The 17,571-nt window shown below is 72.8% G+C and carries 17 protein-coding genes; 8 read left to right on the forward strand and 9 right to left on the reverse strand.

Annotated features, from left to right (window positions below; genetic code table 11):
- Positions 1–8: 8 nt before the first annotated feature.
- Complete coding sequence (gene cobT / locus ACFV3E_RS01215; protein WP_500532831.1) at positions 9–1,052, reverse strand: nicotinate-nucleotide--dimethylbenzimidazole phosphoribosyltransferase; 1,044 nt, start codon at positions 1,050–1,052, stop codon at positions 9–11.
- A 40-nt stretch (positions 1,053–1,092) separates the two neighbouring features.
- The gene (locus ACFV3E_RS01220) at positions 1,093–2,295 is read right to left on the reverse strand and encodes a bifunctional adenosylcobinamide kinase/adenosylcobinamide-phosphate guanylyltransferase (protein WP_500532832.1); all 1,203 of its coding nucleotides are present in this window, start codon (positions 2,293–2,295) and stop codon (positions 1,093–1,095) included.
- A gap of 69 nt (positions 2,296–2,364) precedes the next feature.
- On the opposite strand from ACFV3E_RS01220, the gene ACFV3E_RS01225 reads away from it, so the two are divergent.
- Positions 2,365–2,571 carry a hypothetical protein gene (locus ACFV3E_RS01225; protein ID WP_500329941.1) on the forward strand — a complete coding sequence of 69 codons (207 nt, stop codon included), beginning with the start codon at positions 2,365–2,367 and terminating at the stop codon, positions 2,569–2,571.
- A gap of 177 nt (positions 2,572–2,748) precedes the next feature.
- On the opposite strand, the gene ACFV3E_RS01230 is transcribed toward ACFV3E_RS01225, so the two are convergent.
- The 3 genes from ACFV3E_RS01230 to ACFV3E_RS01240 all read right to left on the reverse strand — a co-directional run bounded on the left by ACFV3E_RS01230 (position 2,749) and on the right by ACFV3E_RS01240 (position 5,268).
- Positions 2,749–3,849 (reverse strand): S1C family serine protease, encoded by a 1,101-nt coding sequence (locus ACFV3E_RS01230; protein WP_500532833.1) that lies wholly within the window; start codon positions 3,847–3,849, stop codon positions 2,749–2,751.
- A gap of 49 nt (positions 3,850–3,898) precedes the next feature.
- The gene (locus ACFV3E_RS01235; RefSeq protein WP_500329939.1) at positions 3,899–4,609 is read right to left on the reverse strand and encodes a class I SAM-dependent methyltransferase; all 711 of its coding nucleotides are present in this window, start codon (positions 4,607–4,609) and stop codon (positions 3,899–3,901) included.
- 68 nt (positions 4,610–4,677) lie between these two features.
- Positions 4,678–5,268 carry a DUF3043 domain-containing protein gene (locus ACFV3E_RS01240; protein ID WP_499511441.1) on the reverse strand — a complete coding sequence of 197 codons (591 nt, stop codon included), beginning with the start codon at positions 5,266–5,268 and terminating at the stop codon, positions 4,678–4,680.
- Positions 5,269–5,463: 195 nt separating this feature from the next.
- Here ACFV3E_RS01240 and ACFV3E_RS01245 point away from each other — a divergent pair, with 195 nt between their 5' ends.
- The 5 genes from ACFV3E_RS01245 (at position 5,464) to ACFV3E_RS01265 (ending at position 11,867) form a co-directional block, all read left to right on the forward strand.
- On the forward strand, positions 5,464–6,252 hold the full coding sequence (locus ACFV3E_RS01245) for a PspA/IM30 family protein (RefSeq protein WP_499511440.1): 789 nt from the start codon (positions 5,464–5,466) through the stop codon (positions 6,250–6,252).
- 21 nt (positions 6,253–6,273) lie between these two features.
- Entirely contained in the window at positions 6,274–6,552 is a 279-nt protein-coding gene (gene pspAA / locus ACFV3E_RS01250) for a PspA-associated protein PspAA (RefSeq protein ID WP_499511439.1), read from the forward strand.
- 109 nt (positions 6,553–6,661) lie between these two features.
- Complete coding sequence (locus ACFV3E_RS01255) at positions 6,662–7,879, forward strand: sensor histidine kinase (RefSeq protein ID WP_500532986.1); 1,218 nt, start codon at positions 6,662–6,664, stop codon at positions 7,877–7,879.
- Complete coding sequence (locus tag ACFV3E_RS01260) at positions 7,876–8,562, forward strand: response regulator transcription factor (protein ID WP_500532834.1); 687 nt, start codon at positions 7,876–7,878, stop codon at positions 8,560–8,562. Before ACFV3E_RS01255 ends, ACFV3E_RS01260 begins: the two co-directional genes overlap by 4 nt.
- 164 nt (positions 8,563–8,726) lie before the next feature.
- Complete coding sequence (locus tag ACFV3E_RS01265) at positions 8,727–11,867, forward strand: efflux RND transporter permease subunit (RefSeq protein ID WP_500532835.1); 3,141 nt, start codon at positions 8,727–8,729, stop codon at positions 11,865–11,867.
- A 66-nt stretch (positions 11,868–11,933) separates the two neighbouring features.
- Here ACFV3E_RS01265 and ACFV3E_RS01270 read toward each other — a convergent pair whose 3' ends face one another.
- Together ACFV3E_RS01270 and nadA are read right to left on the reverse strand one after the other, a co-directional pair.
- Complete coding sequence (locus ACFV3E_RS01270) at positions 11,934–12,818, reverse strand: GNAT family N-acetyltransferase (protein WP_500532836.1); 885 nt, start codon at positions 12,816–12,818, stop codon at positions 11,934–11,936.
- Between the two features lie 15 nt (positions 12,819–12,833).
- A complete protein-coding gene (gene nadA, locus ACFV3E_RS01275; RefSeq protein ID WP_500370024.1) occupies positions 12,834–14,009 on the reverse strand; it encodes a quinolinate synthase NadA in 1,176 nt (391 codons plus the stop codon).
- Between the two features lie 242 nt (positions 14,010–14,251).
- On the opposite strand from nadA, the gene ACFV3E_RS01280 reads away from it, so the two are divergent.
- The gene (locus tag ACFV3E_RS01280) at positions 14,252–14,605 is read left to right on the forward strand and encodes a HesB/IscA family protein (RefSeq protein ID WP_499511434.1); all 354 of its coding nucleotides are present in this window, start codon (positions 14,252–14,254) and stop codon (positions 14,603–14,605) included.
- Between the two features lie 80 nt (positions 14,606–14,685).
- On the opposite strand, the gene ACFV3E_RS01285 is transcribed toward ACFV3E_RS01280, so the two are convergent.
- Together ACFV3E_RS01285 and ACFV3E_RS01290 are read right to left on the reverse strand one after the other, a co-directional pair.
- Positions 14,686–16,038 carry a hypothetical protein gene (locus ACFV3E_RS01285; protein ID WP_500532837.1) on the reverse strand — a complete coding sequence of 451 codons (1,353 nt, stop codon included), beginning with the start codon at positions 16,036–16,038 and terminating at the stop codon, positions 14,686–14,688.
- Between the two features lie 102 nt (positions 16,039–16,140).
- On the reverse strand, positions 16,141–16,344 hold the full coding sequence (locus ACFV3E_RS01290) for a hypothetical protein (protein WP_499511432.1): 204 nt from the start codon (positions 16,342–16,344) through the stop codon (positions 16,141–16,143).
- A 137-nt stretch (positions 16,345–16,481) separates the two neighbouring features.
- Here ACFV3E_RS01290 and ACFV3E_RS01295 point away from each other — a divergent pair, with 137 nt between their 5' ends.
- Positions 16,482–17,456: a carbohydrate kinase family protein gene (locus tag ACFV3E_RS01295; protein ID WP_500532838.1), complete on the forward strand. Its 975-nt coding sequence runs from the start codon at positions 16,482–16,484 to the stop codon at positions 17,454–17,456.
- Positions 17,457–17,571: the final 115 nt, after the last annotated feature.

Raw genomic sequence — 17,571 nt, forward strand, 5'->3', positions numbered from 1 at the left:
GCGATGGCTCAGAAACGTTCCGGCAGCTCCGCCGACAGGGCCGCCGCCGCCTTCAGAAGGGGCAGCGCCAGCAGCGCGCCGGTGCCCTCACCCGCCGTCACCTTCTGGTCGAGCAGCGGCTCGATGGACAGCCGGTCCAGCGCCTTGACCTGGCCGGGCTCACCGCTGGCCTGCCCGGCCAGCCACCAGTCCGGCGCCCGGAAGGCGATCCGCTGCGCGACCAGCGCGCACGCCGCGGACACCACGCCGTCAAGTACCACCGGCAGCTTCCGCACCGAGGCCTGCAGCAGGAAACCGGTGATCGCCGCCACGTCCGCGCCGCCGACCGCCGCCAGCAGCTCCAGCTGGTCGCCCAGCACGGGCCGGGCCCGGCGCAGCGCGTCGCGGATCGCCGCGCACTTGCGCATCCACGCGATGTCGTCGATGCCCGAACCGCGGCCCGTCACCACCGAGGCGTCGGTACCGCACAGCGCCGCGATCAGCACCCCGGCCACCGTGGTGCCGCCCACGCTCAGATCACCGAGGAGCACCAGGTCCGTGCCGGAGTCCGCCTCCTCGTCCGCGACGGCCATGCCGGCCCGGAACGCCGCCTCGGCCTCCTCGGCCGTCAGCGCGTCCTCCACGTCGATCCGGCCGGAGCCGCGCCGCACGCGGTGCGCCGTCACGTCGGCGGGCAGGTCATCGGCCGGCGCGTCCACGCCGACGTCCACCACCCGCAGCGCCGCGCCGTACTGACGGGCCAGCACATTGACCGGGGAGGCCCCGTCCAGGACCCGCCGCACCAGCTCGACCGCGGTGCCCCCGGGGCGGGCGGACACCTTCAGTGCCGCCACCCCGTGGTCCGCCGCGAAGAGCACGGCCTTGGGGTGCCCGATCGGGCGCAGGGTCGCCGCGCCCTGGACCGCCGACAGCCAGTCGGCGAGCTCGGCCAGCCCGCCCAGCGCGCTCGCCGGACGCACCAGCCGCTGCCAACGGTCGCGTGCGTCACGGCGCACACCGGCGTCCGGACGCTCCACCAGGGTCGCGAAGTCATCAAGGTTCAGGCCGCTCACGGGGTCGAACACTACCGGTCCGCGGGGTCGCGCGCCGAGGTCAGCCCCGCAGTGGCAGCGCCTGTCCCGCGACCACCAGCACCACGTGCTCGGACTCGTCGGCCAGCGCGAGGTTCAGCCGCCCCAGCTCGTCCCGGAATCTGCGCCCGCTGGCCGTGGCCGGCACGACCCCGGAGCCGACCTCGTTGCTGACCGCCACGGCCGTGCGGCGGGTGGCGCGCCACGCCGCGGTCAGTTCCCCGACGCGGCGGCGCAGTTCGCGCTCGGCGCCCTCCGCCCACTTCTCGTCGTCCCACGCGCCGAGCTCGTCCATGGTGTGCGTCAGCCACAGCGACAGGCAGTCGATCAGCAGCGCGGGCCCGTCCTCCTCGGCCAGCAGCGGCAGCAGGTCGCAGGTCTCCACCGTCTGCCACGACTGCGGACGCCGCTCGCGGTGCAGCGCCACGCGCTCCGCCCACTCCGGGTCACCGCCGCGCGCCCCGCCGGTGGCCACGTACAGCACGTCGGGGAAGGCCGACAGCCGCCGCTCCGCCTCCACCGACTTGCCCGACCGCGCCCCGCCCAGCACGAGCGTGCGCCGCGGCACGTCGGGCACGTCGTGCAGGTCGCCGACCGTCAGCGTCGTGCCGTCCGGCACCGCCCGTACGCCGAGCGCGGCCAGCCGGCGCCGCAGCTCCGGCCCGGGGTGGACGCGGTGGTCCAGGTGCACCGCGACGACGTCGGTGGTGCTCCCGACCGCGCCGGCCGCGCGCAGCCGCGCCAGCCCGTCCGGCCGGCCCACGGCGTCCAGCAGCACCATCCGGTAGGGCTCCACGGCCTCCGGCAGCCCCGCCGGAGCGCATTCCGGCGGCAGGTACAGCAACCGCTCGCCGTCCGGTCCCGTCACCTCGTACCCGGACCCTGGCGCGTCGACCGGCACCGCCCGCACCCGGTGGCCGGTCAGCAGCGTGATCTCCTGCCCGGCGGCCACCCGGCCCGGCGCGGGCAGCCCCGCCGGGATCTCCACGGCCGGCCCGTCGTGCGGATGCGACAGCAGCACCTGGCGGACCCCGGCGAGCGAGCGGCCGGAGCGCGCCGCGGTCAGCGCGAGACCCGGCGTCAGGTCGAGCAGCAGCACCCCGTCCACGAGCAGCGAGGTCGCCGCCCGCGCCTGGTCGCCCACCGCCGTCGCGCACGCCGCGCACGGGCAGCCGGGGAGGGGCAGGCCGCCTGGGCCACCGGTGCCGAGGAGAGTCAGTTCCACGTGCAGATCCTCTCGCGTCCGCGCACGCTACGCTGCCGGGCAGGCACCCCCAGGGACGAGGAGACGGACATGGCGTGGACGTGGCGTTTCGAGAAGACCGACGGCACGGAGGTCACCCCCGCGGTCGAGCCCGAGGAGTTCCCCACGCAGGGCGACGCCGAGTCCTGGATCGGCGAGGTCTGGAAGGACCTCCTCCAGGGAGGCGCCGACCAGGTGCACCTCTTCGAGGACGGCACGAAGATCTACGGCCCGATGAGCCTGCACGCCGACGAGTAGACCGGTGCCCGGGCGGCCGGGGGTCCGGCCGCCGCACCACGCCGGGGCGGGGTCGTGGGACGTCCCACGACCTCACTTACGACCTTTCGTCGTGGGGGTAGTAGTAGTTTTACTAGTCCCCGGCGGCGGGGGTGGCCCACACCACCCCCCCCCCCGCCCCGGCTGTGCGTCCGGCCGCTACTGGAGCTGCCCGAGCGTGACCTTGACGGTCTTCTCGTTGCCGCCGCGCTGGAAGGTGACGTCCACGGTGTCGCCGGGGGCGTGCTGGACCAGGGCCTCGGACAGCGACTGGAGGGTCGTGATGGCGTCGCCCCCGACATCGGTGATGACGTCCCCGGGCTTGATCCCGGCCTTGTCCGCCGCCCCGCCCCGGGTCACCTCGACCACGCCCACCCCGGCGGGCTGGAAGTTCTCGTCGAGGATGGTGCGCGCGACGATGCCCAGCGCCGCGCGGCCGGAGTCGACGACCTTGCCGTGCTTGATGATCTGGTCCGCGATGCGGGTGACGGTCGCCGCGGGGATGGCGAAGCCGATGCCCGGGGCCGAGGAGTCGCCCATGGTGGGGTTGACCGCGGCGAGCGTCGGGATGCCGATGACCTGGCCGGAGAGGTTGACCAGTGCGCCGCCGCTGTTGCCCGGGTTGATGGGCGCCGAGGTCTGCACCATGTCGGCCAAGGTGGCGCCGGTGCCGCCCTCGGCCCCGGATTCGCTGACCGTACGGCCGACGGCCGAGACGATGCCCTGCGTGACGCTGCTGTTCAGGCCGAGCGGACTGCCCATGGCGAGCACGATCTGGCCGACCTGGACGTCGCGCGAGCGCCCGAAGGACGCCGCGCGCAGCCCGCTCGGCGGGTCGTCGAGTTCGATGACGGCGAGGTCCTGCTCGGGGTAGGCGGCCACGAGCCGGCCCTTGTGCGGGGTGTCGCTGTTGGCGAGGGTGACCTCGAAGGTGTCGGAACTGCCGACGACATGGGCGTTGGTGACGATGTGGCCCTTGGTGTCGTAGACGATGCCGGAGCCCAGTCCCTCGGACGTGTTGATCTGGACGACGGACGGCAGCACCGCCTTGACCACCTGCTGGTAGGAGCGCTCCAGATCACGGGCGCCGGCCAGCTCGGAGGCGGCGACGGGCGCGGGCGCCGAAGATGCCGCGCTGGGGGAGGGGGAGTCCCCCGTGCATCCGGCGGTCACGCCCCCGCAGCACGCGACGGCCAGCAGCAGGGCCGCCGCCCGGAGCGCCGTCGGCGGCCGCCATCGGTTGGGCTTCGAATCGCGCATGACCGAAGTGTCGCGTTCGTGGCGTCCCGTCCCCGGTATCCCGCCCCGGTCAGTTCCGTACGCCGCACAGATGCAGCAGTGCCGCGACCCCGCGGTAGGGGTCGGTGCGGCCGGCCAGCTCCTCGGCGGCCAGCAACTCCTCCGGCACCTCCACGGAGTCGTCCGGCGCCGTGTCGGTGAAGACCCGCACCCCGTACCAGGCGTGCAGCGGCGCGCCGATGGCGCTCAGGGTCGTCGTCAGGTCCGCGCGCCGGTCGGCGCGGGCGGCGAGCCCCAGCCGGTTGGTGTAGGTGTCGCCCGCGAAGGCGGACAGCGCACCGGCCCAGTCGCCCTGCAGCGCGGGCCGCATCGCCAGGGCGTCGGCGTTCCGCACCAGCAGCGACAGCAGCCCGCCGGGGGCAAGCACCCGGGCGAGCCCGGCGACCATGGCGTCCGGCTCGGGCACGTACATCAGCACACCGTGGCAGAGCACGACGTCGAAGCTGCCGGGCCCGAAGTGCCGGCCGGTCTCCCGGCCGTCGCCCTCGACGAGGCTGATCCGCTCGCGTATGCCCTCCGGCTCGGCGGCCACGGCCCCGCGCAGGACCCCCGCCATCTCCGGATCGGCCTCCAGGCCGGTGACCAGGTGGCCGGCACGGGCGAGCCGCAGCGCCTGGGTGCCCTGGCCGGGGCCGACGTCGAGGATCCTGAGCCGGCGCCCCACGGGGAAGCGCGCGGTGATCTGCTCGTCCAGCTGGCGCGCGACCAGCTCCTGGCGCACGGTGTTCCGGAGCCCGCCCAGCCGGTCCAGCCACGAGCCGGCGGCGCCTGCGAAACCGCCGTTCCCGCTCAGAGCTTGGTGCCGCGCTTGACCTGCGGCTTCGGCAGGCGCAGTCGGCGCATCTGGAGGGTCCGCATGAGGGCGTAGGCGACCGCGCCCTTGGTGGGCTTGTCCGGGAAGCGCTTGGCCAGCTCGCGGCGGAGCAGGAAGCCGGTGAAGGCCGAGTCGACGACGATCAGCACGATGACCACGAGCCACAGCAGCAGCGAGAGGTTCTGCAGCGCGGGGTTGCGGAGCATGCTGAGCACGAGGATGACCACGGCGAGCGGCAGGAAGAACTCGGCCATGCGGAAGCGCGAGTCCACGTAGTCACGCGCGAACTTGCGCACCGGGCCCTTGTCACGGGCGGGCAGGTAGCGCTCGTCCCCGTTCATCAGGGCCTCGCGCTGCTTGGCCAGATCGGCCCGCCGGGCGTCGCGGGCCTGCTTGGTGGCGGCCTTGCGGTCGGTGGGCGTGGTCACCGCCTTGCGGCGCTGGCCCTGGGCATCGCTGCGCTTGGGCGTGGGGCGACCCTTGGGAGCCTGCGGGTCGCGGGGCTGCCGGTCGTCCACCACAGTGGTGGACGCGGTCTGCTCGCTTTGGGAACGACGTCGGAACACGACTCCAAGGTTACGTGCTCGCCGACGGGACCCCCAGCCCCTCACCTACTCCCTGCGCCTGAGGTCATCGAACTGTGATCGTTCCTAAGGATGAGCGCATCAGCAACAGAACAGTGGGGTAATGGAACCAGGCCCCGTACTGTGGGGTCTGTAGAGGTGTGCTGGCGAGCTGAATGAAGGGGGCGCGCGAGGCCCATGAGCGGTGTCATGAAGCGGATGGGGATGATCTTCCGCGCGAAGGCCAACAAGGCCCTTGACCGGGCCGAGGATCCGCGCGAGACCCTCGACTACTCGTACCAGAAACAGCTGGAGCTGCTGCAGAAGGTACGGCGCGGTGTGGCGGACGTCGCCACCTCGCGCAAGCGCCTGGAGCTGCAGCTGAACCAGCTGCAGCAGCAGTCCGCGAAGTACGAGGACCAGGGCCGCAAGGCGCTCGCCCTGGGACGGGAGGACCTGGCCCGCGAGGCGCTGTCGCGTCGAGCCGCCCTCCAGCAGCAGGTCACCGACCTGGAGACGCAGCACCAGACGCTGCAGGGCGAGGAGGAGAAGCTCACCCTCGCCGCCCAGCGCCTGCAGGCCAAGGTGGACGCCTTCCGCACCAAGAAGGAGACCATCAAGGCCACCTACAGCGCGGCCAAGGCCCAGACCCAGATCGGCGAGGCCTTCTCCGGCATCTCGGAGGAGATGGGCGACGTCGGCCTGGCGATCCAGCGGGCCGAGGACAAGACCGAGCAGCTGCGCGCCCGGGCCGGCGCCCTGGACGAGCTGCTGGCCTCCGGCGCCCTCGACGACCCGACCGGGATCGCCAAGGACGACATCCAGGCGGAGCTCGACCGCCTCTCCGGCGGCAGTGACGTCGAACTGGAGCTGCAGCGCATGAAGGCCGAGCTGGCCGGTGGCTCCCCGCAGCAGGCCATCGAGAGCGGACAGCAGGGCCAGACCCCGTCGCAGACCCAGGACCAGCCCCGGTTCGACAAGCAGTGAGACACCCCTGAGGAGGGCGTCGTGATCGTAAGGATCATGGGCGAGGGCCAGGTGACGGTGGACGAGAGCCACCTCACCGAACTCAACAAGCTCGACGACGAGCTCCTGGCGGAGATGGAGAGCGGTGACGACGCCGGGTTCCGGCGCACGCTCACCGCGCTCCTCGACGCCGTCCGGCGGCTCGGCACTCCTCTGCCGGACGACTCCCTGGAGCCGTCCGAGCTGATCCTGCCGGCCTCGGAGGCCACCTTGGAGGAGGTCCGGGCACTGCTCGGGGACGGCGGACTCATCCCCGGCTGACACCTCGCGACCAGCGCACCCGCCGAGTGCCCCGGCCCGGTACCGCACCGGACCGGGGCACGGCCGTTCCAGGGGACCCGTACCGTTGGTGAGCGTGCAGCATCGATCGATGAAGGACCGGGCCCGGCTGTGGCCGCAGGCCCACCCCGTAGCCCTCGACGCCGGGCTGGCGCTCGCCGTCCTCGCGGTGATCCTCGGCAACATGTTCATCGGGCCGCACACCGAGCGGTACGACGCCTCGGTCCCCGACATCCTGCTGGCCGTCCTCGGCTCCGCCGCTCTGATGGTGCGCCGGCGCAGCCCGCTGGGCGTCCTCGCCTTCACCGGCGCGGTCACCGTGGTCTACCTGCTCACCGCGACCGGGGAGGGGCGCGCCCCGGTGGCCGCCACCGTCGTCGTGGCGCTCTTCTCCGCCTCCACGCGCACCGACCGCACCACCACCTTCCGGCTCGGCCTCGCCACCTGCCTGCTGCTGCCCGCGATCGCCATGCTCTTCGGGGCCCGGCCCTGGTACTCCGCCGAGAACATCGCCCTGTTCGCGTGGAGCGGCATGGCCGCCGCCGCCGGCGAGGCCACCCGTCACCGCCGCGCCTACATCGCCGCCGTCGAGGAGCGCGCCGAGCGGGCCGAGCGCACCCGGGAGGAGGAGGCCAAGCGCCGCGTCGCCGAGGAGCGGATGCGGATCGCCCGCGAGCTGCACGACGTGGTCGCCCACCACATCGCCCTGGTCAACGTGCAGGCCGGTGTCGCCGCCCACGTCATGGACAGCCGCCCCGACCAGGCGAAGCAGGCCCTCGCGCACGTCCGCGAGGCGAGCCGTTCCGCGCTGGACGAACTCCGTGCGACCGTCGGCCTGCTGCGGCAGTCGGGGGACCCCGCCGCACCCATGGAACCGGCACCCGGCCTCGGGGTGCTGGACCAGCTCGTCGACGGCTTCCGCCGGGCCGGGCTGCCGGTGGAGGTGGCCGAGGAGGACCCCGGCACGCTTCCCGCGAGCGTGGACCTCACCGCGTACCGGGTCATCCAGGAGTCGCTGACCAACGTCCACAAGCACGCCGGCCCGGGCGCGCGGGCGCAGATCCGCATCGCGCGCGGCGACGGGACGCTGGAGGTCACCGTGGTCGACCGTGGCGGCAGCCCGCAGGCCCCGGGCACCGCGGGCGGCGGCCACGGCCTGATCGGCATGCGCGAGCGGGCCGCGGCCCTCGGCGGCACCTGCGAGGCCGGCCCCTGCACGCAGGGCGGTTTCCGCGTCCACGCCCGCCTGCCGCTGGTGGTGCCGGGTCAGACGGCCGCCCGGCGGGGGGATGGGAGAATCCCGGCATGATCAGGGTGCTGCTCGCGGACGACCAGGCGCTGCTGCGGGGCGCGTTCCGCGTCCTCGTGGAGTCCGAGCCGGACATGGAGGTCGTGGGGGAGGCCTCGGACGGCGCCGAGGCCGTCGCGCTGGCCCGCAGCACCCGGGCGGACGTCGTCCTGATGGACATCCGGATGCCCGGCACGGACGGCCTTGCCGCCACCCGCGAGATCACCGCCGCCGAGGACCTGACCGGCGTGGCGGTCCTGGTCCTGACGACCTTCGAGGCGGACGAGTACGTCGCGCAGGCGATCCGGGCCGGCGCCGCCGGGTTCCTCGGCAAGGGCGCCGAGCCGGCCGAGCTGCTCGCCGCGATCCGCACCGTCGCCGAGGGCGACGCGCTGCTGTCCCCGTCGGCGACCAAGAGCCTGATCGCCCAGTTCCTGGCGCAGAGCGGCGGTCGGCGCCCGCTGCCCTCGGAGGGCGGGCCGGCGGCCCCGGACCTGGACGCGCTGACGGCACGCGAGCGCGAGGTGCTGGTCGAGGTGGCGCTGGGGCTGCCGAACGACGAGATCGCCGAACGCCTCGGGGTGAGCCCGCTCACCGTCAAGACGCACGTGAACCGCACCATGGCCAAACTCGGTGCCCGCGACCGCGCGCAGCTGGTCGTCGCCGCGTACGAGTCGGGTCTGGTGCGGCCCGCGGCGCGCTGAGTACGACCGGCGTGTACCGCATCCGCAGTACGCCCCCGCGACCAATCACGACCTCGGGCTGAGGAAACCACCCTCCGCGACAGGAGAAAGTGGCGTGGGCTGACAAAAGTCCACAACCCGAGAACACCCGAGCACTCTGAGCACAGAGAAGAGACCGCACCACGATGTCCTGGCTGTCCCGAATCAGCCTCGCCCAGCGCAGTCTGGTCGCGCTGATGGCGGTGGTCGCCATCGGCTTCGGCGCCATCGCGATACCGTCCCTCAAGCAGCAGCTGTACCCCTCCATCGACCTGCCCCTGGTGTCGGTGATCACGACCTACCCGGGCGCGTCCCCCGACGTCGTCGAGAAGCAGGTCGTCGAGCCGATCGAGAACGGCGTCAAGGGCGTCGACGGCATCACCGGCATCACGTCCACGGCCAGCGAGGGCGCTGCCGTGATCATGGCCCAGTTCGACTACGGCAACGACAGCGACAAGCTGGTGGCCAACGTCCAGCAGGCGGTGAACCGGGTCTCCTCGCGGCTGCCGGAGGACGCCGACCCGCAGGTCATCGCCGGCTCGACGGACGACATCCCGACCGTCGTCCTCGCCGCCACCTCCACCGGCCTGGACCAGCAGGCACTGGCCGACGCGCTCGACCGCTCGGTCGTCCCGGTCCTGCAGGACATCGACGGTGTCGGCCAGGTGACCGTCACCGGCGTCCAGGACCAGATCGTCACCGTCACCCCCGACGACAAGAAGCTCGCCGCCCGCAAGCTCGGCGCCGCCGCCCTCGTGCAGGCGCTGCAGGCCGGCGGCCACGCCGTCCCGGCAGGCTCCTTCGACGACGGCGGCAAGAGCCGCACCGTCCAGGTCGGCGGCGAGTACGCGTCGGTGCGCGAGATCGAGGACCTTCGGATCCCCGCGGGCGTCAAGCCCGTGCGCCTCGGCGACGTCGCCACCGTCGCGGAGCGCCCGGACGCCGCCGCTTCCATCACCCGGACCGACGGTGAGCCGAGCCTCGGCGTCGCCGTCACCATGGACCAGGACGGCAGCGCCGTCGCGATCTCCTCGGCCGTCAAGGACAAGCTGGCCGATCTCGAGCGCGACCTCGGCAAGGGCGCCAAGCTCACCGTCGTCAGCGACCAGGGCCCCGCGGTCTCCAAGTCGATCCACGGCCTGACCACTGAGGGCCTGCTCGGTCTGCTCTTCGCGGTCGTGATCATCCTGGTCTTCCTCGCGTCGCTGCGCTCGACCCTGGTGACCGCGGTCTCCATCCCGCTCTCCGTCGTGCTGACGCTGATCGTGCTGTGGACCCGCGGCCTGTCGCTCAACGTGCTCACCCTGGGCGCGCTGACCATCGCCATCGGCCGTGTCGTCGACGACTCGATCGTGGTGCTGGAGAACATCAAGCGGCACCTCGCCTACGGCGAGGAGAAGCAGCCCGCGATCATCGCCGCGGTGCGCGAGGTGGCCGGCGCGGTCACCGCCTCCACCCTCACCACGGTCGCCGTCTTCCTGCCGATCGGTCTGGTCGGCGGCCTGGTCGGCGCCCTGTTCGGCTCGTTCTCGCTGACCGTCGCCGTGGCGCTGCTGGCTTCGCTGCTGGTGTCGCTGACGGTCGTCCCGGTGCTGTCGTACTGGTTCCTCAAGCCGCCGGCCGACGCGGGCAGGATCGCCCCGGAGGAGATCCGGCGCCGGGCCGAAGAGGAGGAGTCCCGCGGCGCACTGCAGCGGCTGTACGTGCCGGTGCTGCGCTTCGCCACCCGCCGTCGGCTGACCAGCGTCCTCATCGCCGTGGCGGTCCTGCTGGTCACCGTCGGACTCGCCCCGCTGCTGAAGACGAACTTCTTCGAGCCCGGTGCCCAGGACACCCTGACCGTCAAGCAGGAGCTCCCGCCGGGCACCAGCCTGTCCGCCTCCGACGCGGCGGCCCGCAAGGTCGAGAAGCTGCTCGAGGGCATCGACCAGGTCCAGGACTACCAGGTCACCGTCGGATCGTCCGGCTTCCTGGCGGCCTTCGGCGGCGGCACCGGCGCCAACCAGGCCAGCTTCCAGGTGAAGCTGAAGAGCGCCGACGACAGTGCCGGCGTCCTCGACGAGATCCGGACGGGCCTGAAGAAGCTCGACGGCGTCGGTACTACCTCGGTCTCCGCCGGCGACGGCTTCGGCAGCCAGAACCTGTCGGTCGTGGTCAAGGCAGCGGACGCCGGCACCCTGGCCAAGGCCAGTGCCGAGGTGCGTGACGCCGTTGCCGGTCTGGACGACGTCACCGACGTCACCAGCGACCTCGCGCAGAGCGTCCCCAGGATCGAGGTCCACGCCAAGCAGGCCGAGGCCGCCAAGTACGGACTGAACGACGCCACCATCGGTGCCGCCGTCACCCAGGCCGTGCGCGGTACGACCGTCGGCAGCGCTGTGCTCGACGACACCGAGCGCGACGTGCGGGTGGTCTCCGGGCAGAAGGCCGGGACGGTCGCCGAGCTCGAGGCCCTCACCATCCCCACCCCCGCGGGACCGGTGAAGCTCGGCAAGGTCGCCGAGGTCGTCGAGGCCCCCGGCCCGGTGCAGAAGACCCGGATCGACGGTGCCCGCGCCGCCACGATCACGGCGAAGCCGACCGGTGACAACACCGGCGCGGTGAGCAACGCCCTGACGAAGGAGATCGACTCGCTCGATCTCCCCAAGGGCGCCACCGTCGAGATCGGCGGTGTCTCCTCTGATCAGGACGAGGCCAACACAGGGCTCCTGCTCGCGATGCTCGCCGCGATCGCCATCGTCTTCATGCTGCTGGTCGGCACCTTCCGCAGCCTGATCCAGCCGCTGGTGCTGCTGGTGTCCATCCCGTTCGCGGCCACCGGCGCGATCGGCCTGCTGCTGATCACGGGCACCCCGATGGGCGTCCCGGCGCTGATCGGCATGCTGATGCTCATCGGCATCGTCGTGACCAACGCGATCGTGCTGATGGACCTCATCAACCAGTACCGCGCCCAGGGGTACGGCGTCGTGGAGGCCGTCATCGAGGGTGGCCGGCACCGTCTGCGGCCGATCCTGATGACCGCGCTGGCGACCATCTTCGCCCTGCTCCCGATGGCCCTTGGGGTGACCGGCGAGGGCGGCTTCATCGCCCAGCCGCTCGCCGTGGTCGTCATCGGCGGTCTGCTCACCTCGACGCTGCTGACCCTGCTGCTCGTCCCGACCCTCTACACGATGGTCGAGATCCGCAAGGAGCGCCGTGCCAAGCGCAAGGCGCTGAAGCGGGCGGCCGGGGCCGCAGGCCCGGGCGAGGAGGAGACGCAGAAGAAGTCGGAGCTGGCCAAGGTCTGAGACCCGGCGCAGTACGACCGGCGGCAGGGCCCGGGGCGTTCGTGAACGCCCCGGGCCCTGCCCCGTCTACAGGAAGAACCCGGACGGGATGTACGGCTCCGGCGGACGCATTCCGCGCAGGCAGACCCAGCCGGATGTGCTCAGCTCCAGCCCGGCCGTCAGGCCCACGTCCACCGCCCACTGCTGTTCGGCCGTCAGGTTGGGGACCCGCGCGGTGGTGCCCTCGGGCAGGCTCAGCAGCGCGGCGGTGAGCAGCCGGGACGCCAGCCGCCGCGAGGTCGCGGCCAGCAGCCGTACGTGACCGTCCCGGTCGACGTAGCAGTAGCCGCTCCCGGCGAGGTCGTCCACGACCAACAGGGGGCACTCGGTGAGCAGTTGGTCGTGGTCGGGGCCGTGGGCGCCGCCCCGGGTGCGCCGGTCGACGGAGTCCATCAGGTCGCGGTGCTTGGCCGAGCCCTCGTGCACCGCCCCGTCCGGCGCGGGCAGGTCGCCCTTGCGGACGGCGCCTTCCAGGCGCATCGCCGGGTGCAGCGCGAAGCCCGCCCGGCGGTAGGTCGCCGCCGCCCGCGGGTCGGGGGAGCTGCAGATGATGCCGCGCAGGCAGCCGCGCCCGTACGCCAGGGCGGCGGCGAGCAGTTCGCGCCCGACCCCCTGCCGCTGCGCGGAGGGCAGCACGGCGAAGAGCGACAGCCCCCAGGTCCCCTCGCGGCGCGTCGACATGGCGACCCCGAGCGGCATGCCGGAGGTCTCGTCCACGGCCAGCCAGCAGCCACCGGGGTCGGTGCGCGCGACGTACCGGTTGCGCCGTCGCAGCAGAGCGGCCCGCCCGGGAGGCATCTCCTCGGGCGGGCCGCCACCGGGCAGGGCGTCGGAGGCGCCGAACGCGGCGGCGGCCACGACCGCTACGGCATCGGCGTCCTCGTCGGTGTCGTGCAACGGGCGCAGGATCATGCGCCCATCCTGCCCCTACGGCAGGGCGAGCATCCGCTCCAGCGCCAGCTTCGCGAAGTGCTCGGTCTCCCGGTCCACTTGGATGCGGTTGACGACCTTGCCGTCGGCCAGCGACTCCAGCGTCCACACCAGGTGCGGCAGGTCGATCCGGTTCATGGTCGAGCAGAAGCAGACGGTCTTGTCGAGGAAGACGATCTGCTTGTCCGGGTGCGCCTTGGCCAGCCGGCGCACCAGGTTGAGCTCGGTGCCGATCGCCCAGGACGAACCGGCCGGGGCCGCCTCCAGGGCCTTGATGATGTACTCGGTCGAGCCGACCTGGTCGGCCGCGGTGACGACCTCGTGCTTGCACTCGGGGTGCACCAGGACGTTGACGCCGGGGATGCGGGCGCGCACGTCCTCCACCGAGTCCAGCGAGAAGCGGCCGTGCACCGAGCAGTGGCCGCGCCACAGGATCATCTTGGCGTCGCGCAGCTGCTCCGCGGTGACCCCGCCGTTCGGCTTGTGCGGGTTGTAGAGGACGCAGTCCTCCAGCGAGAAGCCCATCTCCCGGACCGCGGTGTTGCGGCCGAGGTGCTGGTCGGGGAGGAAGAGCACCTTCTCGCCCTGCTGGAACGCCCACTCCAGGGCGCGCTTGGCGTTGCTGGAGGTGCAGATGGTGCCGCCGTGACGGCCGGTGAAGGACTTGATGTCGGCGGAGGAGTTCATGTACGAGACGGGCACGGTGACGTCGGCGACGCCGGCCTCGGTGAGCACGTCCCAGCACTCGGCGACCTGCTCGGCGGTGGCCATGTCGGCCATGGAGCAGCCGGCCGCCAGATCGGGGAGGATCACCTGCTGGGCGTCAGAGGTCAGGATGTCCGCGGACTCGGCCATGAAGTGCACACCGCAGAAGACGATGTACTCCGCCTCGGGGCGCGCGGCGGCGTCACGGGCCAGCTTGAAGGAGTCGCCGGTGACGTCGGCGAACTGGATGACCTCGTCGCGCTGGTAGTGGTGGCCCAGGACGAAGACCTTCTCGCCGAGCTTCGCCTTGGCGGCGCGGGCGCGCTCCACCAGATCCGGGTCCGAGGGGGCGGGCAGGTCGCCGGGACAGTCGACGCCGCGCTCGCTGCGCGGGTCGGACTCGCGGCCCAGGAGGAGCAGGGCGAGCGGGGTCGGCTGGACGTCCAGCGGTTCGGATGTGGTGGTCACGGGCCCGAAGCCCTTTCTCTGCGGAACTACGGCTCAAACCTTTTCGTCTATTTGACGCTATCTATCATAACCCGTTCGCGTCAGAATGACGATGGCCCTCGCGTCAATGTGACGCATTACCCGTACAGGGCCCGGTGTGCGAGCATGGATGGCGCCAAGACGCATGGGACCCGGAGGAATGAATCCGGGAAGCCACCGGTTCACCGTTGTGGCAGCATCCGTACAACCCGGGAGTGGATCAGATGACGGTTCAGGACGAGACCAGCCAGAGCGAGGGCATCATCCTGTCCGACGCGGCGGCCTCCAAGGTCAAGAGCCTGCTCGAGCAGGAGGGCCGCGACGACCTCGCGCTGCGCGTCGCCGTCCAGCCGGGCGGTTGCTCCGGCCTGCGCTACCAGCTGTTCTTCGACGAGCGCGCGCTCGACGGCGACGTCGTGAAGGACTTCGGCGGCGTGAAGGTGGTCACCGACCGCATGAGCGCCCCGTACCTCGGCGGCGCCTCCATCGACTTCGTCGACACGATCGAGAAGCAGGGCTTCACGATCGACAACCCGAACGCCACCGGCTCCTGCGCCTGCGGCGACTCGTTCCACTGAGCCCCGCGCGAAGGCGGCGGGCACCCGGGGTGCCCGCCGCCTTCGGCATGTCCTGACGCGCCCTCCCGGGGCCCCGCCGGCTACTTCCGCGGCACCGTGCTGCCGTCGGAGAGGTCGACGACCTTGCGGTCGCCCAGCGGCGTGTCGAGCCGGACCGTGCGGGTGAACCGCTCGGCGATCATGATGCAGGCCTTCCCCGGCTCCTTCTCCACCGCGGTGACCTTGACCTTCACCACCGCGCCGGACCCGTCGGCCGAGGCCGTGTAGTCGCTGCACACCCCGCCCCAGAAGCGCAGGGTCAGCTCCGTCCCCTCGGCGCGGTACGACTCGACCTTCGCCGTCCCGGCGGCCGGCGCCGCCGTCCCCGAGGGCGCGGGGGAGGCCGTGCCGCCCCGCACGTACGCCGGGTCCACCGCCGGCTGGGCCAGCACCGAGGTGCGCGTGACGCCCTCCTGCGCCACCTCGAAGAGCCAGGACGGCACGAGTGCCTGCCGCCCGGCCACGAACTGCGCCGACAGGCCGAACTCGGCCTTCCGCACCTCCATCGGCCGGTGCGCCGTCGGCACGCAGGGGAGCACCTGCGGCAGCCCCGGGTCGTCGCCGGGGGCACGGGAGGGCTTCGGCACCACGGTGGGGCAGTCGCCGATCCCCAGGTCACCGCCCGTCCCGGGGCGCTCCAGCAGCTTCAGCGCCTCCTTCGCCGACACCACCGGGTAGGTGTCACCCCGGGTCAGCGGCGCCATCATGCCGTACCCGGTGACCAGCAGCCCGTCCGAGGCGACCTGCACCGCCGACCGCCAGCCGTGCGTGGGCAGCCCCGCCACCCGCGGGTCCGCGGTGACCGTGCGCAGGACCCCCGAGACCTCGCTCGCGTCCGTCCGTGCGCCCTTCAGCCCCAGCGCCGCGAAGACCGGCGCGGCCTTGCGCAGCGCCTCCGCCGCCGGCACCGCGAGCTCGTCCCGGGCCGGGGCGCGGTCCTTGCGGGGCTTGCCGCCGTAGTACGAGTACGCCCAAGTGCCCGGCGCGTCCTTGTTCACCCGGAGCACCGGACCGCCGCCGTCCGGCGTACCGCCGGCCTTCCAGACGCCGTGGTCGGACTTCACCGTGCCGGGCACGCCCAGGGCCTGGGCGAGCCGCTCCACGGCGGCACGCGACACGGCGCCCGGCCGCTGCACGGCAGCGGAGGAGGGGCCGTCGGGCAGATCGCCCCGGACGGTGAGCTCGGCACCCGTGCCGCCGGTGGCGCCGTCCAGTTCGAGCGGCTCCGGGGCGTCGTTCCCGCTGCCGCCCGAGGCGCGGGGGACACCGCCCTCGGCACTCGACGAGGCCCAGTAGGCGCCACCGCCCCCGGCGGCCAGTACGGCCACGGCCACCGTCGACATCACCCACGGCGACCTGTGCCGGCGGCGCGTTCGCGTCGGCTCGCTCTCCACGATGGCTCCTTCGGCTCCGCACAGCTGCGTACAGCTGCTGACGTCCCGGTCCTTCAACCGGGGGACGCCACTTGGACGGGCCGGAGCGCCTCGCGGTTCCGATCAGTCGGCGTACTCGGCCATGCCCTCGACGACGTGCGACGACGCGGCCGGCACCGTGATCCCGTGCAGACTCGCCGGGCTGACCCGCGCGGACTCGTCCTCCGCGGGGACCTCCCAGTGCGCGGCCATCTTGCGGCAGTCGCCGATCAGCTCGGCGAGCGACTCGGGGTCGCCGAGGGGCGCGGGGGGAAGAGGAGTGGTCATGCATACGACCCTAGGCACGTGGCGTCACGGGAGAAAGCCCTACTATCGGGTAGTTTCACCATGTCGGCGTCCACCGGCCCAGCCGGTAGCGTGGACAGGTCCCGTCCGCCGCCCGCTTCCGCAGGAGCGTTCCAGCCGTGCGTATCGCAGTCACCGGCTCCATCGCCACCGACCACCTGATGACCTTCCCCGGCCGATTCGCCGACCAGCTCGTCGCCGACCAGCTGCACACGGTCTCCCTCTCCTTCCTGGTCGACACGCTCGACGTACGCCGCGGTGGCGTCGGTGCGAACATCTGCTTCGGCATGGGCCAGCTGGGTGTCCGGCCCGTCCTCGTCGGCGCCGCCGGCTCCGACTTCGACGAGTACCGCGCCTGGCTCGACCGGCACGGCGTCGACACCGCCTCCGTCCGCATCTCCGAGGTGCTGCACACGGCGCGCTTCGTCTGCACCACCGACGCCGACCACAACCAGATCGGCTCCTTCTACACCGGCGCCATGAGCGAGGCCCGCCTCATCGAGCTGCACGCGGTCGCCGCCCGCGTAGGCGGCCTCGACCTGGTGCTCATCGGCGCCGACGACCCCGAGGCGATGCTCCGCCACACCGAGGAGTGCCGCTCGCGCGACATCCCGTGGGCGGCGGACTTCTCGCAGCAGATCGCCCGCATGAACGGCGACGAGATCCGGATACTGCTGGACGGCGCGGCCTACCTCTTCTCCAACGAGTACGAGAAGGGCCTCATCGAGTCCAAGACCGGCTGGACGGACGAGGAGATCCTCGGCCGGGTCGGCACCCGCGTCACCACGCTGGGCTCGCGCGGCGTCCGCATCGAGCGGGCCGGCGAGGAGCCGATCGTCGTGGGCTGCCCGGAGGAGGACGCCAAGGTCGACCCCACCGGCGTCGGTGACGCCTTCCGCGCCGGCTTCCTCTCCGGCCTCGCCTGGGGCGTCGAGGCGGAGCGGGCGGCGCAGGTGGGCTGCATGCTGGCGACGCTGGTGATCGAGACCCTCGGCACGCAGGAGTACCAGCTGCGGCGGGCCCACTTCATGGACCGCTTCACCAAGGCCTACGGCGACGAGGCCGCCGAGGAGGTCCGCGCCCACCTGCACTGAGGCTCACCGCGGGGTTGGGGGGGGGGGCCCCCCCCCCCCCCCCCCCCCCGCCGGCCCCCCCCCCCCCCCAAACCCCCCCCCCCCCCCCGCCCGGGGGGCCCCCGGCGGACACGAC

Origin of the sequence: Streptomyces sp. NPDC059718 (assembly GCF_042733315.1) — a bacterium.
Taxonomy (GTDB): domain Bacteria; phylum Actinomycetota; class Actinomycetes; order Streptomycetales; family Streptomycetaceae; genus Actinacidiphila.

What these genes read in the sequence shown, in the direction of transcription:
- ACFV3E_RS01290 (WP_499511432.1), bottom strand. Translation starts at nt 16,344, where the DNA reads ATGACCACTCCTCTTCCCCCCGCGCCCCTCGGCGACCCCGAGTCGCTC.
- ACFV3E_RS01265 (WP_500532835.1), top strand. Translation starts at nt 8,727, where the DNA reads ATGTCCTGGCTGTCCCGAATCAGCCTCGCCCAGCGCAGTCTGGTCGCG.
- ACFV3E_RS01280 (WP_499511434.1), top strand. Translation starts at nt 14,252, where the DNA reads ATGACGGTTCAGGACGAGACCAGCCAGAGCGAGGGCATCATCCTGTCC.
- ACFV3E_RS01230 (WP_500532833.1), bottom strand. Translation starts at nt 3,849, where the DNA reads ATGCGCGATTCGAAGCCCAACCGATGGCGGCCGCCGACGGCGCTCCGG.
- ACFV3E_RS01245 (WP_499511440.1), top strand. Translation starts at nt 5,464, where the DNA reads ATGAGCGGTGTCATGAAGCGGATGGGGATGATCTTCCGCGCGAAGGCC.
- ACFV3E_RS01225 (WP_500329941.1), top strand. Translation starts at nt 2,365, where the DNA reads ATGGCGTGGACGTGGCGTTTCGAGAAGACCGACGGCACGGAGGTCACC.
- ACFV3E_RS01270 (WP_500532836.1), bottom strand. Translation starts at nt 12,818, where the DNA reads ATGATCCTGCGCCCGTTGCACGACACCGACGAGGACGCCGATGCCGTA.
- ACFV3E_RS01255 (WP_500532986.1), top strand. Translation starts at nt 6,662, where the DNA reads ATGAAGGACCGGGCCCGGCTGTGGCCGCAGGCCCACCCCGTAGCCCTC.
- ACFV3E_RS01260 (WP_500532834.1), top strand. Translation starts at nt 7,876, where the DNA reads ATGATCAGGGTGCTGCTCGCGGACGACCAGGCGCTGCTGCGGGGCGCG.